The following is a 21,615-nucleotide window of genomic DNA, read 5'->3' as shown; positions in this document are numbered from 1 at the left end:
CAGCTCACCGACTGTGGGGAAACACGGGGACGCTGGGTGATTGAAGGCGACCTGTCCAGTTACTTCGACACCGTACATCATCGACTGCTGATGAAGGCCGTACGCCGGAGGATCAGCGACGCACGTTTCATGACTCTGCTATGGAAAACCATCAAGGCGGGACATATCGATGTCGGTCTCTTTCGGGCGGCCAGTGAAGGCGTGCCGCAGGGGGGCGTAATATCGCCGTTGCTGTCGAACAGCATGCTGAATGAGTTCGATCAGTATCTGCATGAACGCTATCTGAGCGGGAAAGCCAGAAAGGACCGTTGGTACTGGAATAACAGTATCCAGCGAGGCCGAAGCACTGCGGTCAGAGAAAACTGGCAATGGAAACCTGCGGTGGCGTACTGCCGGTATGCCGATGACTTTGTGCTTATTGTCAAAGGCACCAAAGCACAGGCGGAAGCCATCAGGGAGGAGTGTCGGGGCGTGCTTGAAGACAGTCTGAAACTCAGGCTGAACATGGACAAGACCAGGATCACCCATGTCAATGACGGTTTTATCTTTCTGGGTCACCGGATCATCCGCAAACGCAGTCGTTACGGCAATATGCGGGTGGTATCGACTATCCCGAAGGACAAAGCCAGAAACTTCGCCGCATCGCTGACAGCACTGTTATCAGGCAACTACAGTGAAAGCAAAGTCGATATGGCTGAACAACTCAACCGAAAACTGAAAGGCTGGGCCGCGTTCTATCAGTTCGTTGATTTTAAGGCCAAAGTCTTCAGTTATATCGACCGTGTGGTGTTCTGGAAACTGGCTCACTGGCTGGCCCGTAAATACCGTACAGGTATTGCATCCCTGATGAGGTGGTGGTGCAAATCACCGAAACCGGGGCAGAGCAAAACGTGGGTTTTATTTGGTAAAACCAACCACGGTAAGCTCAGCGGTGAAATCCTGTACCGGCTGGTAGGGCAAGGCAAGAAGCTGTTCCGCTGGCGTCTTCCTGAAAGTAACCCCTATCTGAGGACGGAAGCGAGAAACACATACACATCGCGCTACACTGAAGTGGCAATGGCGTTCGCCAGCGTTTAAATGGAGAGCCGGATGCGCTGAAAGGTGCACGTCCGGTTCGGGGAGGAGAGGCAGGGAAATAGTCCGACTACGCCCTGCCTCTTACTCTACTCCGCACCTGGCAGGGCTGGTTGTATCTGGCGGTGGTTATCGATCTCTTCGCCCGTAACGTGGTCGGCTGGTCGATGAAACCCACTCTCTCACGCGAACTGGCGCTGGATGCGCTGATGATGGCGGTCTGGCGACGTAAACCCGACGGCGAGGTTATCGTGCACTCAGACCAGGGCAGCCAGTACGGCAGTGACGACTGGCAGCGCTTCTGCCGGGCCAATAACCTGGCCCCAAGTATGAGCCGGCGTGGCAACTGCTGGGATAATGCGGTGGCCGAATCGTTCTTCAGTTCACTGAAAAAAGAACGGATCAGAAAACGCATCTATAAAACCCGGGAGCTGGCCCGGGCGGATATCTTCGATTACATTGAAGTGTTCTACAACCGGGCCCGGCGCCACAGTCATCTCGGCGGCGTCAGTCCGGAGGTCTTTGAACAGGCCTCGTCGTGAGGACAGAAAATGTCTACTGTCGTGGGGTCAGTCCATAATGTCGGTTTGTTTATCTTCACATTTTCCATTCCGCCACCGTGCTGCAAACTCTGATGGCGTCTGATAATTCAGTGCTGAATGTGGACGACACTCGTTATAATCCTGCCGCCAGTTATTAATGATTTTCCTTGCATGAACGATATCGCTGAACCAGTGCTCATTCAGACATTCATCGCGAAATCGTCCGTTAAAGCTCTCAATAAATCCGTTCTGCGTTGGCTTGCCCGGCTGGATTAAGCGCAACTCAACACCATGCTCAAAAGCCCATTGCTCCAGTGCGCGGCAAGTGAACTCCGGCCCCTGGTCAGTTCTTATCGTCGCCGGATAGCCCCGGAACAGTGCAATGCTGTCCAGAATTCGCGTGACCTGAACGCCTGAAATGCCGAATGCGATGGTAATTGTCAGACACTCCTTCGTGAAGTCGTCCACACAGGTCAGGCACTTGATCCTGCGACCGGTGGCCAGTGCGTCCATGACAAAAGCCATCGACCAGGTCACGTTGGGCGCCGCCGGGCGGAGCAGAGGCAGACGTTCTGTTGCCAGCCCTTTACGACGTCGCCTGCGTTTTACGCCCAGCCCGCTCAGATGATAAAGGCGGTACACGTGCTTATGATTAACATGAAGGCCTTCACGGCGCAGTAACTGCCAGATGCGGCGGTAGCCAAAACGCCTGCGCTCCAATGCCAGCTCAGTGATGCGCCCTGATAAATGCGCATCAGCCGCCGGACGCTGAGCCTCATAGCGGCAGGTCGACAGGGACAAACCTGTAAGCTTGCAGGCACGACGTTGCGACAGACCGGTCGCATCACGCATAAACTCAACAGCTTCCCGCTTCTGGTCTGTCGTCAGTACTTTCGCCCCAGTGCCACCTGAAGTGCCTCCTTATCCAGCATGGCTTCGGCAAGCAGCCTCTTGAGTCTGGCGTTCTCTTCCTCAAGCAACTTCAGGCGCTTAACCTCGGGTACTTCCATGCCGCCATACTTCTTGCGCCAGGTATAAAAGGTGCCGTCGGAAATGGCGTGCTTGCGGCAGAGCTCACGGGCAGAAACCCCGGCTTCAGCCTCGCGGAGAATACTGATGATCTGTTCGTCGGAAAAACGCTTCTTCATGAGGGTGTCCTCATGTGGCTTATGAAGACATTACTAACATCGCGGTGTATTAATCAACGGGGAGCAGGTCAACCAATAAGATTATTCTGTTACTTTGTCTACTGAGTATTCGTGAAATTGCTAGGATTCAATACTAGTAGCATTGGACACATGTGTATCGGCCGTGGACAGTGATGGTGCCACGATTGATTTTATGTTGTCTAAAACCCGTGACCGCACTGCTGTACTGAGGCTTTTCAAACAGGCTATCGGCTCCTGTGGATTTCCGGAGAAGGTCAATATTGATAAATCAGGCGCAAATACCACGGCGCTGAGGCGCATCAATAACCTGTTATTTCTCTATGGACTTTGGTCTTTTTTGATTGGCGTGAGGTGGGTAAAATATCTGAATAATCTGATTGAGCAAGGCCATCGGGGCATAAAACGCATAACGAAGTCTGTTCTCGGGTTTAAATCGTTTGACTCCGCGGAAACGACGATTACGGGAATTGAATTGCATCGGATGCTTAAAAAAGGACAGATGGGAAACGCAGGCAATATCCCAGCTTGGGATTAGTTTTATTTATTAGCAGCCTAATTGCATCAAGGGTAAGGCACACTTCAATTTTGTAAAATATTTTCGACATAACCTTTATTTTTCAACAAACGAAGAGAGTGATGTTATGGATACAAATACTATTGTTAATCTTGTCATTGGTGGTGTCATTGGTTGGTTGTCCGGCTATCTGCCATTTGTAAAACAACTGGATACAGATAGAATGACAAAACTAATTACTAATGTTATTTGCGGTGTGGTTGGTGGTGGCGCAGGAGCTGCTGCAGCAGGCAGCATAGTTGAAAGTACAGAAGCGGCCTCTCTCTCTCTCTCAAGTTGGCCGGGATTAGTGGGTGCCATAGTCGGTTCTGGCGTGCTCTCAACAGTATCATCGATTATTTTAGATAAAATTAAACGGTGATGGTTTTGTACATTTATCATGAACAAATTATACGCAAATGGCAGTATCAACATTCGCAAAGTGATGAATTGCCACTCGCAGAGCAATTCTATTTGTTGACTGCCTAAAAAATCGGCAACTCAACTTTTGCTGACTGGCCTGCGCTAATGCGATAGAACCTGCGTGCTACAGTTCATGATCTGAATCTGAACTATATATTTTAAATTGAATCAGTATTAAGTTAATTCTGATACCAACGTGTATTATTGGCTTGTTGAAGAATAGGGAACCATGCTGTTTTGGTAGAAAATGCTTACCACTCTGGCATTCATCCCCCCCTTACTGTAACCGATTTATTTTAGTTTCGGGGAGTGACCCATTGTCATAGAGTTGCAGCATCATCTCTATTTATTCAACATCGCCCATATCATTTTTAACATTGGCAGACTTAATAAACCTAGTTACTGTAAAAGGAATATCGATAATGTTTGATTATAAATCTTCAACAAATGGTTTAACTAAACAAAAAGTTATATATGTAGGTGGACCTGATAAAGAAATGCAAACCGCCGTTCTGGCGGCTGAAGAAGTAAAAAAAAGGCACGCACCACAAAAAATCATCGGCTATGTGGCTGATTGGGCACAATATGAACGAAAATTTAATTTAGAAGCTATAGATGCAACTGCATACACTAAAATTGTCTATGCATTTTTGGGCATTGTAGGTGATAAAGGCAAAGAAAAATCTGAAGTTGTCGAAGAGAGCGCTAAACAGTTTGGTTTTAAAGAGTTTGAAATAACACCTTTAGATCCCTGGGGTGACTTTCAGAGTGCCGTCAGTCAACGACAAGTTACTATGGGATGGGATGACGTACTCTATGGCCCTATGTCTCCTGAAGTGTATGCTAAATTAAACCCAGGCAATGTAAGAGGCCTGGTAGGCCAAGCATTGGCATTAAAAACGAAAAATCCTCAGCTAAAAATAGGCTTTAGTGTTGGTGGGTGGACTCTCACTGAACCATTTTATCGCATGGCTAACGATCGCAATCATCGAAATACGTTTAATCAATCTGTAGTCAATTTTATCAAAAAATGGGGTTTTGATTTTATTGATATTGATTGGGAATATCCGGGGCATGGAGGCGAAAATGCAGATTTACACCGTCCCTATGATGGCGCTAATCTGCTTGCTTTAATCAGTGAGCTTCGCCATAAGCTGGACTCTCATGGATTGAAAAACATAGAGATAAGCTTTGCGGCTGGAGCCTCAAGAAAGCATATTGAAGCTATAGGTAAAGATAACTACAATCAACTTGTTAGCCTTCCTAAGGTTGACGTAAATTTGATGACCTATGATTTCTGGGGTTCTTTTGAAAATAACTTAGGTCATCAGACTAATTTGAACAGTAGTTCAGATACTGAACACAGTGTTCATGAGGCAGTCACTCTTCTTCAAAATTATGGTATTCCACTGGAAAAAATTAATATCGGCGTTGCTAATTATTTCAGGGGGAAAAAAGGTAAAATCATGAGAGGTGGTGACCCATCCTCTGCCACTGACATTGAAAATAGCGATGAGCGTTTGCAGGAGATTGACGGTATTAAATGGACTAAAAGGGATGTGTTTGGTAGTTATGAAAAAAACGTTGTTGAAGCGTATGATCTTATTGAGAATATGGCTGGCCCGGATATGGAAGGTATCAATGGATTTCAGCTTTATACTGATAAAAGTTGTGATGCCGATTATTACTATAATCCGACCACTCACTTATACTATAGTGGCGACACGCCAAGAACAGGATACAACAAAGCCAAATATGCGAAAGACTGTGGTTTAGGTGGATTAATTGTTTGGACAATAGAGCAGGATCATAATGGCTGCATGATTAATGCAATTAATGATGGGTTAGGTAACGAATTGTCTGAAAAGCATTCAAAAAAAGCAGATCGCGAAAAACTGTATAAAATAGAAAACACGGGTAATAAAACAACAGATAAAAAAGATCCTCAGGCCCCAATATGTGATGATATAAATGTTAAGATTGAATTGAGTGTGCAGAGTGGTTCTGTCCTGCAACTTTCCGAATGCAGTTGCAATAAAACCAAGGGTGATAAGTTAGTTTATCGCTGGAGCATTCCTGAAGAGATAACGGTTAAGGATAAACACGCTGAAACTCTGGAATTTACTGCTCCAAAAGTCTCAAGCCCACAAAAATTTATTTTTTCTCTGGTAGTCACTGATACTAAAAGTGCTGTCTCAGAAAATATGGCATATACCATTACCGTCTTTCCATCCGTGCAATCACCATCGGCAATAAAGCCAGAAGTGAAACCGGAAGTGAAAAATCCCGAAGGTTACCCAGTATGGCAGCCCGAAAAAATATATTACGGCGATGCCAAGTTTGGTGAAGGAAAAGGTGAATGTGTCTCCTGGCAAGGAAAAAACTATCGAGCACAATGGTGGGTTGAAGGGGGTAAACCCGGCATAGATGATGCCTGGGTATCTATCCCTTGATACATCTGATGTCATCCAGTGCCCCCCACCGCGAGTGAGCTGGCTTTATAACGTTGACATCAAATGATTAATAATGCCTGCATTTGGTATCTCACCGGATGCAGGCATTTGCATGCAAGTGTTGTCACGTTAATCAGTCCGGTTGTATCGCATTAACAGCGGCAAGTCAGCAAACGTTGAGCTGTCGGTTATTTCGGCAGCCAACAAATAGAATTGCTCTGCGAGTGGCAATCCACCACCTTGCGGATGTTGATATTGCCCTTTACGTATCATGTGGAACAGCTCGATGCCGGTCAGCAAGGTCTGTTCTCGGCGAAATGATTTGGATCCCAGCATCTGACGTATACGGCGTTTGATATTTCGATGGTCTTGTTCCACAAGATTGTTCAGGTATTTACTCTGTCTGATGGTCATCGTCTCTTCATCCGGTTTACCGGCATTGAGGGCGGCCAGAGCAGCTGTATTGGCGCCACTTTTATAATAGTCACGACCTCTCCTGGTTCACCGTGTTGGCGAATCGCCTTGCGGAAAAGCGCAGGGCTGCCACCGCATCCCGTTTCACGGTCAGCAAAAAATCTATAGTCTGACCGGAGAAGTCAACGGCCCGGTACAGGTATTTCCACTGACCTTTGATTTTGATGTAGGTTTCTCCCATTCGCCAACGGCGTCCCACGAGCCGTTTACGCCGGCGAAACGCCTTATCCAACAGCGGCGCCAGACGGATAACTCAACGATGGAGCATAGAATGGTAAACGGGGAGCAAGTCAACTTAATATGAGCCAAAAGTTGCGCTTGTTGCGAGCGCAAGGAATTTCGATTGCTAGCCATCACAGATGGCCAATGAGATTATTCTGTTATTTTTTATATTTACCCCTCGTGAAACTGCTAGCATTAAATGCAAATAATCATGTGCCTGCGTAATTTCGAAGAGATGATGGTGGAGCTCGGAATTATTGACAACTTCAATAATGAGTCAGTTTCATTCCGTTAATTTATCTGCGCAGAGGAGGAAGAGTTGTTACATCTCCTTAATGCAGTACTATGGCGGGTTAAAAATTTACCCCAATCATTTTCTAGCGAAAGCGCTCGCGATTAATGATATTTAATATCGACCACCTTACATTTATTTTAAAAAATGGTAAATCAACTAATAAATCGTATATCCAACGTCTTGGTTGCAGCAAGACAGATCAAAGCGTCGCCATCATCCATGAATGAATTGAGCGAGTTACTCAATTCATTAAGTGAATTGAAAGATGACCTTTTCTCACTCAAGTGCTATCAGTTAGCACTTGAATCTAGTAAAAAGAACGCATCGGTTCGAATAGATCAACTAGAAGGTGACATTGTTAAGCTAAAACAGCGTCAGCACCTAATAGAGCACTTTGAAAGCTGTCAATTACCTGCAGGAACGTTTGTTTATCGCTGGAAAGACATGCAAGACACCCACGCACCATGTGGGTATTATTGTCCGAAGTGTATGCATGAAATTGGCGCTGCACCGTTGATGGTTGTTCGTGGAGAAAAGAGCCTATTTTTAGATTGTAGCGGATGTGCTGCGCGTTTTGCATATCGAAGTATCGCAAAAAATAAGGTTGTGTCGCGTTAGTAGGGACAGGCAGCCAACAATAAAACTGTTCAGCCGCTGACAATCCATCACGTTGCGGATGTTAATATTGCCCTTTGCGTATCATGTATATCCGTTCGATGCCGGCCAGCAAGGTCTGTGCTCGGCGAAACGATTTGAATCCCAGCATGGGGCGGGTTCGCCGTTTGATATTTCGATGGTCCTGTTCCACAAGGTTGCTACGTCACGCCGGGTCAGCGGCATCGCGGTGAAGATGTGACGTTACTGGCGACAAAGAAATCGGTGTATGAAGCAGCAAAGATGCTGAATCCGCATCGCTGATCAGGGAAGACGCGTAACTGGAGTCGGCAGAATGAAACGTAGTTAAATCCGGAGCGGGAAACCCTGGTTGCATGAATCAGCTGAGACGACAACGACCTTGACACGAACCGGGTTTCTGAGCACGTGGATATTTTGTTTCAACGGTAGGTCTGGATGAGACAATGGTCAGGGCTTACATACGCAACCAAGAACGAGAAGACGAACGATACGATCAGATGAAACTGAACGTATAACAGCCGCCTTGGGCTGCTCATGGTTTGCCCGCGCCTTCGAGGCGCTCACCCTAAAGCCTCTGGCTCTGCCGGGGCTACTTACTTTCCATAAAGAATCAAAGGATTAATATGAAAAAATCAACAACTGCAGTTTTTATTTCACTTTTATTTATTGCAGTATCATTTGACTCTCTTGCTAATGATTATGAAGATTGCGTTTCACAAGACGTAAATATTAAATCCGTTGAAAAGCTTAAATCCTACAATGAACGTCCGAATATTATCGCAACCAAACTTGTAGATAAGTGCATGAAATTAATTAAACCTTATCCTTTTTCAACAACGGACAAAAAGCAGTTAGAGATGGCAAGAAAAATTGAGAATGAGCAAAATAAGAAATTCAGAGACAAGCAGATTGATGTATTAACTGCGTTAATCGATGCTTTAATATATGGAAAAAAAGGGGAAAGGGCCCATTAACAGAGGGCGGATTCGGGGCTCTGTCGCATTAAGGCGGCGTCAGGTAATATACTGTTTTTTTTGTGAGATTGCCTGACCATGTCCCTTATCCGAAAAGCCGTCACCGGCTTTACCGGCAGGGCCAACCGGCCATGTGCAATTCTCCCCTGTGGCCCGCTCCCTGCTCACGCAGGACATATCTTTTTGACACAGCCCACCCGGCACACAACAATCATCGCAACGGGTATACGTCGGGTATATTCCACAATGGAGGTGCGTGATGGAAACAACGGTTTTTCTCAGCAACCGCTGCCAGGCGGTTCGGTTGCCGCCAGGTGTTGCCCTGCCCGAAAACGTTAAACTAGTGAAGGTCATCGCCATCGGCCGTACCCGCATTATCACGCCGGTTGGCGAAAGTTGGGACAGTTGGTTCGACGGGGACGATGTCAGCGCCGATTTTATGTCATCGCGCGAGCTGCCCCCCATGCAAGAGCTGGAGACGCTTTGATGTTGAAATACCTGCTGGACACCAACACGTGTCTTTTCACCTTCAAGAACAAGCCCGAGCATATCAGGGCACGTTTCAACCTGAATACGTCTCGCCTGTGCATCAGTTCGGTCACGTTGATGGAGCTGATTGACGGCGCGGAAACGAGCCAGGCGCCGGAGCGCAATCTGGCGGTGCTCGAAGGGTTTATCGCGCGTCTTGAGGTCTTGAACTACGATGCGGCTGCCGCGACGCACAGCGGTCAGATCCGGGCCGAATTGAGCCGGCAAGGACTCCCTATTGGCCCCTTCGATTTGATGATCGCCGGACATGCCCGCAGCCAGGGGCTGATCGTGGTGACCAACAACACACGGGAGTTTGCACATGTTGACGGGTTGCGCATCGAAGACTGGTGTTAATCCTTCCAAACCAATATTTATCATGAAATTGACGGCACTGTTGCAACGTTCGCGATGAGGTAGCCTTTTGTATTATTGAAAGGCCTTACATTTCAAAGACTCTGCTCACTAGGCGCATCTCGCCCAGCGGATCGCCATAATAAAATGGTGAGGCCTGGCCTTTGCGCAGTGCACGCATCACCCCAATACCTTTAATTGTGGCGTAGGCCGTCTTCATGGATTTAAATCCCAACGTGGCGCCGATTATCCTTTTCAGCTTGCCATGATCGCATTCAATGACGTTATTCCGGTACTTAATCTGTCGGTGTTCAACACCTGGCGGGCATCGACCTTCACGTTTGAGTAACGTAAGCGCACGGCCATAGGTGGGCGCTTTATCCGTGTTGATAAAGCGCGGGATCTGCCACTTCTTCACGTTGTTGAGGAGTTTACCCAGAAACCGGTATGCGGCTTTGCTGTTACGGCGCCGGGAGAGGTAAAAATCGACAGTGCGGCCCCTGCTGTCGACGGCCCGGTAAAGATAAGCCCAGCGGCCATTGACCTTCACGTACTTTTCATCAATGTGCCACGGGCAAAGAGCTGAAGGGTTACGCCAGTACCAGCACAGTCGCTTTTCTATTTCAGGGGCATAACGCTGAACCCAGTGGTAAATCGCGGAGTGATCGACATTGACACCACGCTCAGCCAGCATCTCCTGCAGCTCACGGTAGCTGATGCCGTATTTGCAGTACCAGCGTACCGCCCACAGGATGATGTCACGCTGAAAATGCGGGCCTTTGAATGGGTTCATGTGCTGCTCCGTCAGCAAAAGGTGACGATGAGTTTATCACCTCCAAATTTTTGCAACAGTGCCCATAATTGTCCCAGCCCTGACCTTTCAGGGTTTCGGAGGCGTAGGTAAGTCGGAACAGGAACAAATTTTCAGTGTAAGGCGTGCCGGCGATACCGTCCTGGCGCGCCAGCCCCAGCGCCGCCAGGGCACAGAACGCCAGATGGCTGAGCACTGAGTTGGTGTTTTCCGGGGGAACGGATGCGGTTTTATCTGACAATGGCTATCCTGCCCGTCGACGTTGGGATTAGTGGCGGATCTGAACCAGGTCGTCAGCAGTCAGACCGGTCATTTTCATCACCGAATCGCGATCGAGGCCATTGGCCAACATGGCACGGGCAATTTTCAGTGAGGCTTCACGCTCACCTTTTTCAATCCCGCGCTGTTCACCCAACTGGATACCTTTTTGTTCAAGCTGTTGTGCGATGGTCATCAGTTCCTCCTCATGTTGCGGAACCCGCAGAGCCAGTTCGCGGACAAATGCCTCTGCATTCGCCGATTCACCGGCCTGGATAATATAGTGTATCAGCGAAATCACCTGTGGCGAAGAGAGATAGCCGGCCAGCGGAAAATCGCCTGTGTACAGTTTCCCGGCCAGCGTCGGATCATCAAACTCCTGCAGCCAGTTGGTCGAGTAAGGGTATGGGCTGCGTTTGCCGGTATAGAAAAGTACCGGAATGACCGGTGGCAGCGATTTATGGCCGGCATGACGATGCTCAGCGTTGAAGGACCCGAATCTATCCCCAACGTTTACTTCACGCTCGAGTGATTCGGTGGCTTCTCGTTGCACGTATTCTCTAGAGCGCTTCTTATCGGAGGTCCGTGCGTAGCGATACGCGTATATTTTATTTTTCTCCCATTAAAGGCCCATGAGGGTTGCAAAGTCGACTGGACATAATATCGGTATCTACCCCCATCACTATTTGCTTACCCCGTATAAACCAGGAAACAGAATGACCGAATCGGCGATGACAGAACAGGTCACGTCTTTATTGGCGCTCTCAATAATCCGAAACGCCATTTTTGCTCACTGACCTCCGTTAATGCCCCTCGCTTCCCCCCGTCGTTTTCTGATTTGTCGGCCCCCGAATTTATCACGAGCGGCATGACATCCTGCTGACATGGCGTTTTCATCCAACAACCAATACCAACGCATCAGCATCCGTGAGTTAACCGCGGTGGTGCTGCTCTTCGTTGCCAGCCGACGAAAGCGCTTTCAGTCCACACATCTTCTCGCGTTGCAAAAACCTTTTCTGCCACACCGACACATATTTCAGCGTGCTGAAGATCGATGTAACATTCGTATCTCCTTGCTAACGATGGGCCGCTGTCTGATCTCGGTGTCGCCCCTCTCGCATAGAGCAGGTATTTTGATTTATGCTGTCTGGCAAATAATGGCCTGGTTTTCATACAAAGAGCAAACGAGCACATGAACATGTTGGATGAAATTAATTACGCCCGTAGTCTTGGAGCACAAGCCCTCCCAAATACCCAGCACAGAGCGCCAACTCAATCGCCAATATTATCCTATCCCGTCGAGGCATTTCCGCCACTCTTACAGGATGTTATTCGTGCATTGCACACTGATACGCAAATCCCCATAGAATTGATAGGTAATGCGGTGCTCACGGCAGCGTCGCTGGCGTGCCAATCTCATGTGGAGGTCATTCAGTCCCACATGACAACCGCTGAGCCCTGTTCACTTTTCTTATTAACCCTCGCCGAATCCGGTGAGGGGAAAAGCACCATCAATAAAAAGGTGATGGAGCCTTTCTACACCTTTTCAGAGACCATGAAGCAAGAGTACCAAGAGCACTTTGCCGACTATAAGCGTAAGCATAAACTATGGAAAATTCGAGAAAGGGTTTTTACTAAGCGACTTCAAAAAGCCATTGAAAAGGACTTTGATGATCAGGAAGACGCAGAAGAACAGCTTGAGGCACATAACCTCATTGAACCCATTAAACCCCACTGTCTAAATATGCTTTATGAGGACGCAACACCCAAAACCCTCATTCAGGGACTCAGCGAATATCCCGTAGCCGGCCTGTTATCAGATGAGGCCATCATCTTTTTTAAAGGCTATACAAAAAACAATCTGGGCTTACTTAATAAAACCTGGGACGGTGGAACGTATTCTTATCGCCGTCCCGATGGTGAAACGCATGACATTAAAGCCTGCCTGACGCTGTCGTTAATGGTTCAACCCAATGTTTTTAACGATTACCTGGAAAAGAACGGCGATATTGCCAAAGGGAGCGGTTTTCTTTCTCGCGTACTCTTTGCAAACCCAATAAGTACAATCAGCCGCCGCCACGGGAATGGGGACCACAGGGATTCTTCCCGGGCATTAAAAACATTGCATGATAGGATCATACAACTTCTTGAAAAACAGCGAGCTGACTTTTATAACACCCCCACAGAAAAGAGGGCGCTAGCGTTATGTGATGAGGCTGTCGCGTTGCAGCGACAGCAACGTGCCGAGACAGAAAGAAAAATGGTAGAAGGTCAGGAGTGGGCACATATCAGAGATATCGCCTCCAAGGCGGGGGCCAATACGCTCAGACTTGCCGCTATACTCACTTTTATTCAGGATAATGAGAACACGCAGATTTCTGCAGAGACTCTTGAGGGTGCCTTAAAAATAATAAACTGGCATCTCCATCAGGCCAGTTTATTATTTTACCCGATGTCAGAACGATACCATTTTGAACAGGATGTCTATGCGCTTTTTGCATGGTTAAAGAATAAGTTCCTTCAAGGGAACGCTTCTCCTATTCAAATAAATTACGTGGAAAGGTTCGGTCCCAACCGTTTGCGTCGAATAGAAAAATTAAAACCTGTCCTTGAACAACTCATCGGGATGGGTCTGGTATGTCTTATTCGTGCCAACCTCAATTCCGCCGTTTTTATCGCCATGCCGGCTCGACCACCGTCTTCAGGCTGGTATATTCCTCAAGCGTTTTATGCAAATGGATGGAACCCTATCATTGCCACACAACAAAACGTTCGGGGAAAATATGACGCCGGTTACTTTAATCAATCCAGATTGTTATACTAATAAAATATCTTGTATTGTTAATAAATTGCTAGCGCGATTCATGGGAACATGCCAGTAACTGGTCTGTGAGAACCTTTCTCTGTCGTACATAAAATACTCAACCGGCACAGTCTGAGCCATTTAAAACAAGTTAAGCCACTAAAACATCCCGCTACACTTGCTACTGTAGCAACAGTAGCAGGGTACTTTAAAGTGTATAACGCGAAAATATCACAATTTGATTAATTTTTAATCTACCGAAGGGCGGGTAACTCACTGAACCCGTCTTCCTGATAATGATACAGGTTGTTATCATAGTATTGCATTGATACTCACCCTGGACAATCATGGAATTCCTCGTCATTTCTGTTGAAATTCAGTACCCATATCCATTTCATGCGTACGGATTAAATTCCCCTTTCCGGAACATGACTTATCATAATCAATAATCCATTTAACTGTGTTGTAATGGTCCTTGTGCTGATTTGACTTAAAGGGATGTTGTTATATACCTTACGGTTTATTTATGCGGCGGGGGGGGTCTGACGCGTTTTAAGTGATATCGATGGGAGGGATGCATTATCGTTTTACCTGTGTTGTCTTAATTAACTCCGAGAGTCAATAATTCGTTTCCGCATCCACTTCTCTACTTCACTCTGCAGCCATCGGGAGCTTCTACCCAGCTTTATAGGTTTAGGAAACGCCCCTTCCTGAATAAGTTTATAGAACCACTTGTTGCTTAATCCCGTAAATTCAGTGATAAAAACCATATCCACCAGTTTATCATTCATCAGGTTAGTTGTGTTATTGGTGTTTGTCATGACGATATTCCTCTGTCTTTAAGTTGAGTAAAAGACAGGAGTGCGCATATTATCGATATTGATATTATTTAGCACTCCGCCATAACATTACATTCCGCTGTAATTAATTACTCATTCAATACTGACTGCAGCCAAAATTACGTTGTTTATCTGAACTGTCTTTACTGTATTCCTTGGCCAGATAACACACCCGATTAATGACTTCGGCATGGTCACTCGTGAAACTGGTGCTGGTCTTATTCAGATGGGCATAGCTTGGCTTAGGGAAGTGAACCAGCGGATAGTATTGTTGATAATCGTCTTCATCGTGTAAATTTAATGCCCGTACCCAGGCTTCCATAATCATGACACCCAGGTTATGAGGATACCCTTTGTCGGTGGGGATGTAATTACCCAGGTAGGCATACGCATCTTTGTTCAAGAATAAAGCCAGATGGTAGTGTTTTTTTCCACTCTCACCAAACTCTCGAGCCCAGACATAACGAACCCGGCAGGGAAAGGTTCTTTTCCCGTTATTTTTCTTTCGCAATAAATCAGCGTCAATCTGCGCTTTCAGAGAGACGATAAAGCGGGTGATAAGCGCGGAGTCCAGAGCGTATTCATGAGTAAGATTGTTATCCGGTAGTCTGAGGTCAATTCTTAGTACCAGCGTTCTTGGGTACTCATTCAGGGCCTTACGTAACGTAGCTTGAATGCGTGTCACATACTTCGAGTTCAGGGGGCCCAGGCTCGAGTGGTTTATCTCCATAGTATTTTCCTTTTAAATGGGGGGCAATAGAATTGGACTCTTCAGTAAATAATAAAAATCATGATAAGTGGTATACTGCGTTGGTTTTTTTACCTAAGTAGACATCATTCAACATTGATGATTAGATTGTTATTACTCTCCGTATATATTCTCTTCTATATAGTAATAATACCAACCCGACAGTCTGACGATGTTATATGATAAAAATGCAATAAAAGAAAAGAATGCCAAAAACAATCAGTATTTTATTAAAAGACATGGGGGATTCACTCTCAAGTTAGTTATTGAATAGATATAAAGTCATTACTTTATTCACATAAAATAGCAGAGGGATTCGTAATCGCTAACCTGACTAATTGATTAAAATTTAATGTGTTAAACAAACAAGGTTTGACTGAGTATTCATCTCCAAAAAACATGGGGCCGATATTACCTGAGTGAAGACCGCAGTAATGGTTGCTGCTGTGCATGCTTATCTTATGGAGACCTTCGTGCCAGACAATCCTGAACATTCCTTACACATCCTGAAACAACAGCTCTACCTGCTCCCCACGTATCTCTCCGAGGCTTTCCTGGGTCGACTACGGCAATCCATTCACTATGAGCCTACGATTGGCATGATGGGCAAGTGTGGGGCGGGAAAGTCCAGTCTTTGCAATGCCCTGTTTACGCCACCGCCTGCCCGGATCAGTGCCGTTCGGGGATGCACGCGACAAGTGCAGCCTTATCCCTTCAGCCTGGCCACCCATACCCTACTTATCGTGGATTTTCCGGGGATCGGTGAAACACCGGTGCTCGACCGGGTTTATGCACGCCTCTACCAGCGCTGGCTGAATAAACTGGACCTGATTGTTTGGGTGCTAAAAGCCGACGACCGTGCCTGGAATGACGATATCCGCTGCTACCGACAACTGATGTCGCAAGGTGCAGATCCGACTCAGTTTCTTTTTGTACTTAACCAGGCCGATAAAATCGACCCCTGCCGGGAATGGGATACCGTTGCGCATCAGCCCTCATTACGCCAGCAGCAGCACCTGCAAGAGAAAGTGGCTCAGGTGAATGCGGTATTTACACCGGTCCACCCTGTTTTAGCCGTTTCCGCACCGGAGGGGTTCAATATCACTCGGTGGGTTGAGGCCCTGATCACCGCATTACCGGATAAAGCCAGCAGTGGGGTAACCCGACAACTGGAGCCGGCGTATCGGAGCGAAAAGGTGACCGACACAGCAAAGGAGGGCTTTGCCCGTGTGGTGGGGGATATCTTTGACGAAAGTGTGGAGGCCCTGCTGGAGTCCCACACATTCAGAACCTGGTTAACACGGATCCGTTGTCGACTGCTCTTTCTGGCCAAATCGCTGTGGCATCGCTTCTTTTAATGCATGTCTAAAAACCTGTCATGCGTTCGATCTGTTTCGCCGATCGAACATAGATTTACTATAGCTTTTAACTATTGATATCAAATTAACGATCGACATTGACGATAGGTTTAAACGATCGGTTTCGACTTATTGATCTTCACTAACGATTATCTCTCCTCTTTACATCCCGATACGATCCCCGTGAGGGAGGTCACTGTCTCCCATGTTTTCTCATGAATTATCAATAAAGGACTATTCCACTATGTTGAAACCTTACCCCTTTCTCAAGCAAGACACCTACGCCTGGTGTCTATCCCTTGGCCTTCCGTTTATCTGGGGTCTTTCTGCTCTTTTCCTCCCACCGAAGGTGGCACTTGGCCTTTATATGCTGTGCTCCCTGGTCTGGGTGCTGCTCGACCGACTGAGCCTGATGAAACAGGAAATAACGCCCCCTTCATTGGGGTGGTTCCTCCTGCCGATGGTCTACCTGCGTCAACGTGACGAGCGTCAGGGGAAACCCTGGCGCTTGTTGCAGGTATGGCTGATTTGCACCGTGTTGTCAGCCGTTGCCGGCAATCATTTTAAAACACAATCAGATACCGGGCGGCTAGCACAAAGTGCCTGCCCGGTGGTGACTAAAATCCTGCAGCGTCAGGGTATACAAGAACACTGTATCCGTATCATGGATGTCCAAGAGACAATAGCTGGGCGTTTTTATCAGGCTCAGGCTTTACTGAATACAGGCTTAAAAGAGCCGCTGACCATAGAAGTACGTTCCGGCGGCAATATTTATGTCACGCTCACAGATTCGGAATAAATAAATTTTATCAAGGAGATGATGAACATGAAAAAAATGATAATAATGTTTACCCTGTTATTCAACGCTCTGTTGAGCCAGGCCGTTTGTGCAGCGGCTTACGATCCTAAATCGGTAGATTACCAAAATGTAATGGCGGATAGCGTGCAAGTTGAGCATGAGCGCATTATGGAGGGTGTTGATGAATTTATCATCACGGGGAGAAGGGGGAAGGTCACGGAGAAATTCAGGCTTACCTGCAACGCGGATGAGGCTCGACTGAACATCCTGTATTATCTGAAAGATACCTATGGCGATAAGGCCGAGGGGGCAACAGGAATGACTTTACAATATTACCCGGCAGGGGCTCACCAAATGAATATCAGTATCGACCATCCTGATACGCTGATGGATAGTCTGCTGACGGCCAATTGGTCACAAGTCATCGCGGCCATGCAGACGCATCGAACAGGAAGCTATGTCTTCCACTTCTATCACAATGACAGCAGTTTCGATCATGTCCCGCTAGCATACAGCTTCCAATATCCGGCACAATTTCTGGCCCCCGCGCTGAAGAAGGCATTGAGCTATGCCAAGGCAACATCCTGCAATATCTCATCAGGCAGTAGCCAGATCTCCTCGCTCAAACGGCTCGCGGACCATTTGTAATCTCTTGTCACGCTGCAACATGCCCATTAACGGCAGGCCTTCCGGATAAGTGGAAGGCCATTTTGTTTTTATCGCCACTGCCGTTGGTAAACCTGGCCTCTGCATGACTCTGCCTGAGCACAGCGATGGGGGTATGGGATGGCACAATTGACAACGTTGAATACAACGCTAATGGCTCAGGGACAATCGAAGAGGATAGGTTGGCGACCCCATGAGCATCTGGTTACGGCGTTTGCTCCAACGCAAACATCAGATGACACGACTCACCTGCTGCACTTGACTATCCCCTTGCCGGAACGATCAAGCCATGAAGGCGTCCAAAAATTCGAGCACTCGCAGCATCGGGGTCATTTTTACATCAGTACTAACATGTATGCCGTCTTAGTTGTTTTCGTCTTCTAAGTGGTTGTTGACCACACGACGGAATTCTAGAGGTTTACTGATTGATGGGATTGGTGTTGCCGTTCCACCAGTGCCTTTCACAACAATTGTTCCATACCCTAAGATGCTTTGATCAACTCCGATGCTTTCCACTTTTTCGAGACGTAGCTCAACGGTAGAACGACGGATAAAGCCAAACTTTGCAATGATGCGCTTATTGGTCAGTGCAAGTTCTGTCGTAATAATTTTAATCACCACATTGAGCAGCATAAACAGGCCCAGCAGTAGGAGTATCCACCCGAAGCTATTTGGATGTGCCTCTCCTTCTTTTGCGGCGGCTGAGACCATAAACGCGCCCAGGGAAATGAAGAGAATAAACAGAGATATAATTATGGTGGCAAGGAAGGAGAGCAATGATACATGTGCCCTCACAATAACCTCTTCACCCTGATCTGGCCCAGACTCGGTGGACACGCCCTTAAGAGAGGACTTGTCGTTCGAATACCATCGGGCTGACATAGCCCAGTGTGCTATGTCGACGCTTCTGATTGTAATCCACTTCAATGTAGTTATACACTTCCGAATTCAGCGTTTCACGGTCGGTAAACCGTTCTCCGTGTATCAATTCGACCTTCAGACTGTAGAAGACACTTTCTGCACACGCGTTATCGTAGCAATTGCCCGTGCTGCTCATGCTGCATTTTAACTGACTAATTTTAATTATATTCTGGTAGTCATCTGAGCAATACTGTTCGCCACGATCCGAGTGGACCACCACACCAGACGGATTATCCCGTCTGCCCAGCGCCATCTGCAACGCATCACATTCCAGACCTGATTTCATCCGTGCTGACATTGCCCAGCCCACTACGGCACGGGAAAAAAGGTCTATCATCACAGCCAGGTACACCCAGTCTGCGACTGTCCACAAATAGGTGATGTCCCCCCCTATTTCTGGTTTGGGACCGTGACGGTAAAGTCTTGCTTCAACAGGTTGGGGGCCACAGGACGTTTGTGACTCGAATCTGTCGTGACCTTGAACTTCTTGGCCGCCTTCAGTCCCTGTCGCCGCAGGCTGGCGGCTATCGTTTTACGGTTGTAACCCCAGCCCTCTGCACGCAATTCATGGAGTTGCTGTTGTTCCTGCTCGGAGTATGTCAATGCTTGCTGCTGTTTTTTACGCCAGGCGTAGAGCTGAGACTCATGCAAACTCAGCTCCCTAGCGGCTTTGGCAACGCCGATCCGCAGTGCCAGTGCCAGCTCACGGAATTCATCAGGGTAATGATTTCTGGCGGTTTTATGGTCTGTAGATTGAGCCATAGTGCACCTCTGTTAGCAATTATACTCGCTTAACAGCATGTCCACGATCTCTGGACCAGATCACAACGCGAAACTGGAGTCGGCAGGACGAAGTGTGGCTGAATCCGGAACGGGAAAAGCTGGCCGCATGAATCAACTGAGGCGACAACTACCTTGGCACGCACCGCACACTGGGCCAGATCAACTTACTGGAGTCAGTACCCAGTAGCCACTGGAAACCTGAAATACTAATAGAATATCAGAAAATTTTATCGATTGAAGTCATTACCTGTTTTAGCATTGACTAAAATGAAAGTAAATATTATCGAGGAGATAGCGAATGTATACCTTTAAGTCAAGGTCAAAAAAGTCCGCTTTAGCAAGAAATACCCATGATGACTCCGCTGTTGAAAGCGAGTCCAGGTCGTTTTATCAGGAATCGAATGCCGGTCAAACCAGGGGAGCGTCTGCGATGTTGGGTGCGCGTGACGGGTACTCTGCGGAGATGGTGAAACTGTAGGACCGGGTGGCGCTGAAGGGACTGGGTAAAGGAAGACTCCCTGGTGGAGGATCAAAGTTAACCAAATGCCTGCAGCCAGCAGTTGAAGACTCAGCTGAAAGTATGGCTATGAGCTCAAGGCACCTTTCTCCAGCGCCTTTACCTTATGTTGATATGTTAGAGTTTCTGAATCTGTCTGAATCAAAAAAAAGAGAAAAAACCATTTCATCGGGAAGGTATGGAACTGTTTACGACGTCAATGATCAATGGGTTATCAAAATGCCAGAAGTTGGCATACATGTTGAGGATGTTGACAAGAGTAAAATACAGAACGAGGCGGCGATATTTCAAAAAGTCTATGGGCCAAACACGGCAAGGGCTAGTGAAGAGGTGCTGTTGATGAGGAAGATTCCCGGTGACAGGGCTGATTTACTCGCATCCAAACTCAACGACAGTCAGATCGAAGACATAAAACAGAAAATAAATAATGAGCTAACGCGGTTAAACAACATGGGCATCAATCATGGCGATCCCAATTGGGGAAATTTCTTAGTTGATTCTGACGGAAATGTTTGGACAATTGACTTTGGGGAATCAACTCTGCGTCCTACAGAGACGCAGTCACCTTAAGTGTGTGATCCATAGACATCGTTTCACTATAATACCTTACTATGAAAATGGAAATTCAGCAGAGATTACAGACCATGAACAGCAATAGTTCATGGAGAGATGCTATGGATGAAGAAGATTCCTGGCGTTTCAGCCGATACGCTTAAGCTAGACAAAACCCAGGACGCAGTAATGAAAATAAAAATAGACAATGAGTTTAAACGATTGCGTGACATGGGTGTTACTCATGGAGGCCCTCACGCTGGAAATATATTGGTTGATTCCGAAGTCAACGTCAGAATAATTGATTTTGGGAGTCAACTCTACATTAATAACAGCATTTGAATGTTCATGGGGTGCAACTCCGGAATGCCCGCATGTTTTTCCTCACGATGATGTCTTTTCGAAGGCCTTAGGGTTGACACCATCGGAATGACTGTTACGTCAAATTTCCTCGCCAGCGCTTTTCAGCACCACCTTTGTCACTTTCTGCTACGTCGCCAGGTGCTCGCCGGTCGTAGTCATGATAAAATGTGGGATCTGCCACAGTTTCGCTGTTGTTCAATACCTTACCCATAAACTGCTAGGCGAATTTGCTGTTATGACGGGAAGAGAGATAAAAATCGATTTTCCTCTCCCTTCGTTCATATTCCTTAAGTGAAATCTTTTGTATCAATAATGACGAATTCAAAAGAAAAGATATCAACTCAAATGTCATCGCTAGACCATAAAAAACAAAAACATATTGGCAATGTTTGTAAAAGCATTCTCGGCAAACTTGTTCAACGCCGCCCATCCTAAGGCCAGCGTAAAAACAATTAAAGGATATGCAATGTGAACCGTAAACCAGCTTTTGATTATCCTCT

The 21,615-nt window shown here is 46.9% G+C and carries 20 protein-coding genes and 6 pseudogenes; 16 read left to right on the top strand and 10 right to left on the bottom strand.

Annotated features, from left to right (window positions below; all coding sequences use genetic code 11):
* A partial coding sequence (locus AAZT04_RS25275; RefSeq protein WP_434682238.1) for a reverse transcriptase domain-containing protein occupies nucleotides 1-1,077 on the top strand: 1,077 nt, incomplete at its 5' end.
* An 80-nt stretch (nucleotides 1,078-1,157) separates the two neighbouring features.
* Nucleotides 1,158-1,616 (top strand): annotated as a pseudogene (locus tag AAZT04_RS25270) (IS3 family transposase); the annotation flags it as partial.
* A gap of 27 nt (nucleotides 1,617-1,643) precedes the next feature.
* Here AAZT04_RS25270 and AAZT04_RS25265 read toward each other — a convergent pair.
* A protein-coding gene (locus AAZT04_RS25265) for an IS3 family transposase (RefSeq protein WP_425313996.1) occupies nucleotides 1,644-2,764 on the bottom strand; the annotation gives its coding sequence in 2 pieces (ribosomal slippage) (nucleotides 1,644-2,515 and nucleotides 2,515-2,764; 1,122 coding nt in all).
* Between the two features lie 163 nt (nucleotides 2,765-2,927).
* Between AAZT04_RS25265 and AAZT04_RS25260 the strand changes: the two genes are divergently transcribed.
* The 3 genes from AAZT04_RS25260 (at nucleotide 2,928) to AAZT04_RS25250 (ending at nucleotide 6,214) form a co-directional block, all read left to right on the top strand.
* Entirely contained in the window at nucleotides 2,928-3,320 is a 393-nt protein-coding gene (locus AAZT04_RS25260; RefSeq protein ID WP_129983770.1) for a DDE-type integrase/transposase/recombinase, read from the top strand.
* A 106-nt stretch (nucleotides 3,321-3,426) separates the two neighbouring features.
* Nucleotides 3,427-3,720 (top strand): hypothetical protein, encoded by a 294-nt coding sequence (locus tag AAZT04_RS25255; RefSeq protein WP_129983768.1) that lies wholly within the window; start codon nucleotides 3,427-3,429, stop codon nucleotides 3,718-3,720.
* A gap of 463 nt (nucleotides 3,721-4,183) precedes the next feature.
* Nucleotides 4,184-6,214: a glycosyl hydrolase family 18 protein gene (locus AAZT04_RS25250; protein ID WP_129983766.1), complete on the top strand. Its 2,031-nt coding sequence runs from the start codon at nucleotides 4,184-4,186 to the stop codon at nucleotides 6,212-6,214.
* 195 nt (nucleotides 6,215-6,409) lie between these two features.
* Here the strand turns inward: AAZT04_RS25250 and AAZT04_RS25245 are convergent.
* Nucleotides 6,410-6,974 (bottom strand): annotated as a pseudogene (locus tag AAZT04_RS25245) (IS6 family transposase); the annotation flags it as partial.
* A 450-nt stretch (nucleotides 6,975-7,424) separates the two neighbouring features.
* Here AAZT04_RS25245 and AAZT04_RS25240 point away from each other — a divergent pair.
* Complete coding sequence (locus AAZT04_RS25240; RefSeq protein ID WP_129983764.1) at nucleotides 7,425-7,823, top strand: hypothetical protein; 399 nt, start codon at nucleotides 7,425-7,427, stop codon at nucleotides 7,821-7,823.
* Between the two features lie 61 nt (nucleotides 7,824-7,884).
* Here AAZT04_RS25240 and AAZT04_RS25235 read toward each other — a convergent pair.
* Nucleotides 7,885-8,022: pseudogene (locus tag AAZT04_RS25235) on the bottom strand (DDE-type integrase/transposase/recombinase); the annotation flags it as partial.
* Between the two features lie 220 nt (nucleotides 8,023-8,242).
* Here AAZT04_RS25235 and AAZT04_RS25230 point away from each other — a divergent pair.
* The 4 genes and pseudogenes from AAZT04_RS25230 to vapC form a co-directional block, all read left to right on the top strand.
* Nucleotides 8,243-8,356, top strand: a pseudogene (locus tag AAZT04_RS25230) (IS200/IS605 family transposase); the annotation flags it as partial.
* A 108-nt stretch (nucleotides 8,357-8,464) separates the two neighbouring features.
* Complete coding sequence (locus AAZT04_RS25225; RefSeq protein ID WP_129983762.1) at nucleotides 8,465-8,815, top strand: hypothetical protein; 351 nt, start codon at nucleotides 8,465-8,467, stop codon at nucleotides 8,813-8,815.
* A gap of 259 nt (nucleotides 8,816-9,074) precedes the next feature.
* Entirely contained in the window at nucleotides 9,075-9,302 is a 228-nt protein-coding gene (vapB, locus tag AAZT04_RS25220; protein ID WP_165367044.1) for a type II toxin-antitoxin system VapB family antitoxin, read from the top strand.
* Nucleotides 9,302-9,700 carry a type II toxin-antitoxin system tRNA(fMet)-specific endonuclease VapC gene (vapC, locus tag AAZT04_RS25215; protein ID WP_129983758.1) on the top strand — a complete coding sequence of 133 codons (399 nt, stop codon included), beginning with the start codon at nucleotides 9,302-9,304 and terminating at the stop codon, nucleotides 9,698-9,700. The genes vapB and vapC overlap by 1 nt, the downstream gene beginning before the upstream one ends.
* 85 nt (nucleotides 9,701-9,785) lie before the next feature.
* Here vapC and AAZT04_RS25210 read toward each other — a convergent pair whose 3' ends face one another.
* The 3 genes and pseudogenes from AAZT04_RS25210 to AAZT04_RS25200 all read right to left on the bottom strand — a co-directional run.
* The gene (locus AAZT04_RS25210; protein ID WP_434682233.1) at nucleotides 9,786-10,490 is read right to left on the bottom strand and encodes an IS6 family transposase; all 705 of its coding nucleotides are present in this window, start codon (nucleotides 10,488-10,490) and stop codon (nucleotides 9,786-9,788) included.
* Entirely contained in the window at nucleotides 10,456-10,749 is a 294-nt protein-coding gene (locus AAZT04_RS25205) for a hypothetical protein (RefSeq protein ID WP_434682231.1), read from the bottom strand. The genes AAZT04_RS25210 and AAZT04_RS25205 overlap by 35 nt, the downstream gene beginning before the upstream one ends.
* 27 nt (nucleotides 10,750-10,776) lie before the next feature.
* Nucleotides 10,777-11,244 (bottom strand): annotated as a pseudogene (locus tag AAZT04_RS25200) (Rpn family recombination-promoting nuclease/putative transposase); the annotation flags it as partial.
* A gap of 720 nt (nucleotides 11,245-11,964) precedes the next feature.
* Between AAZT04_RS25200 and AAZT04_RS25195 the strand changes: the two are divergent.
* The gene (locus tag AAZT04_RS25195; RefSeq protein ID WP_165367043.1) at nucleotides 11,965-13,590 is read left to right on the top strand and encodes a YfjI family protein; all 1,626 of its coding nucleotides are present in this window, start codon (nucleotides 11,965-11,967) and stop codon (nucleotides 13,588-13,590) included.
* 584 nt (nucleotides 13,591-14,174) lie between these two features.
* Here AAZT04_RS25195 and AAZT04_RS25190 read toward each other — a convergent pair.
* Nucleotides 14,175-14,390, bottom strand: coding sequence for a helix-turn-helix transcriptional regulator (locus AAZT04_RS25190; protein WP_434682228.1), 216 nt, complete (start codon nucleotides 14,388-14,390; stop codon nucleotides 14,175-14,177).
* Between the two features lie 115 nt (nucleotides 14,391-14,505).
* Nucleotides 14,506-15,138, bottom strand: coding sequence for an inovirus Gp2 family protein (locus AAZT04_RS25185; protein WP_434682226.1), 633 nt, complete (start codon nucleotides 15,136-15,138; stop codon nucleotides 14,506-14,508).
* Between the two features lie 452 nt (nucleotides 15,139-15,590).
* On the opposite strand from AAZT04_RS25185, the gene AAZT04_RS25180 reads away from it, so the two are divergent.
* From AAZT04_RS25180 to AAZT04_RS25170, 3 genes are all read left to right on the top strand, one after another.
* Nucleotides 15,591-16,514 (top strand): GTPase family protein, encoded by a 924-nt coding sequence (locus AAZT04_RS25180; RefSeq protein ID WP_434682224.1) that lies wholly within the window; start codon nucleotides 15,591-15,593, stop codon nucleotides 16,512-16,514.
* A gap of 244 nt (nucleotides 16,515-16,758) precedes the next feature.
* Nucleotides 16,759-17,313: a hypothetical protein gene (locus AAZT04_RS25175; RefSeq protein ID WP_434682222.1), complete on the top strand. Its 555-nt coding sequence runs from the start codon at nucleotides 16,759-16,761 to the stop codon at nucleotides 17,311-17,313.
* A gap of 27 nt (nucleotides 17,314-17,340) precedes the next feature.
* Nucleotides 17,341-17,961 carry a hypothetical protein gene (locus AAZT04_RS25170; RefSeq protein ID WP_129983750.1) on the top strand — a complete coding sequence of 207 codons (621 nt, stop codon included), beginning with the start codon at nucleotides 17,341-17,343 and terminating at the stop codon, nucleotides 17,959-17,961.
* Nucleotides 17,962-18,342: 381 nt separating this feature from the next.
* Here AAZT04_RS25170 and AAZT04_RS25165 read toward each other — a convergent pair whose 3' ends face one another.
* Together AAZT04_RS25165 and AAZT04_RS25160 are read right to left on the bottom strand one after the other, a co-directional pair.
* Entirely contained in the window at nucleotides 18,343-18,690 is a 348-nt protein-coding gene (locus tag AAZT04_RS25165) for a PH domain-containing protein (RefSeq protein WP_242498856.1), read from the bottom strand.
* A gap of 130 nt (nucleotides 18,691-18,820) precedes the next feature.
* Nucleotides 18,821-19,662, bottom strand: a pseudogene (locus tag AAZT04_RS25160) (IS3 family transposase).
* Between the two features lie 505 nt (nucleotides 19,663-20,167).
* On the opposite strand from AAZT04_RS25160, the gene AAZT04_RS25155 reads away from it, so the two are divergent.
* Both AAZT04_RS25155 and AAZT04_RS25150 read left to right on the top strand, forming a co-directional pair.
* Nucleotides 20,168-20,770, top strand: coding sequence for an AarF/UbiB family protein (locus AAZT04_RS25155; RefSeq protein WP_129983746.1), 603 nt, complete (start codon nucleotides 20,168-20,170; stop codon nucleotides 20,768-20,770).
* 99 nt (nucleotides 20,771-20,869) lie between these two features.
* On the top strand, nucleotides 20,870-21,094 hold the full coding sequence (locus AAZT04_RS25150; protein ID WP_129983745.1) for a lipopolysaccharide core heptose(II) kinase RfaY: 225 nt from the start codon (nucleotides 20,870-20,872) through the stop codon (nucleotides 21,092-21,094).
* Nucleotides 21,095-21,615: the final 521 nt, after the last annotated feature.

The sequence above is a fragment of the Serratia sp. Je.1.23.a genome, assembly GCF_051129805.1.
GTDB lineage: Bacteria > Pseudomonadota > Gammaproteobacteria > Enterobacterales > Enterobacteriaceae > Serratia > Serratia liquefaciens.
Note: the sequence above shows the minus strand (reverse complement) of the source record. Positions and strands in the feature narration are given on the sequence as shown.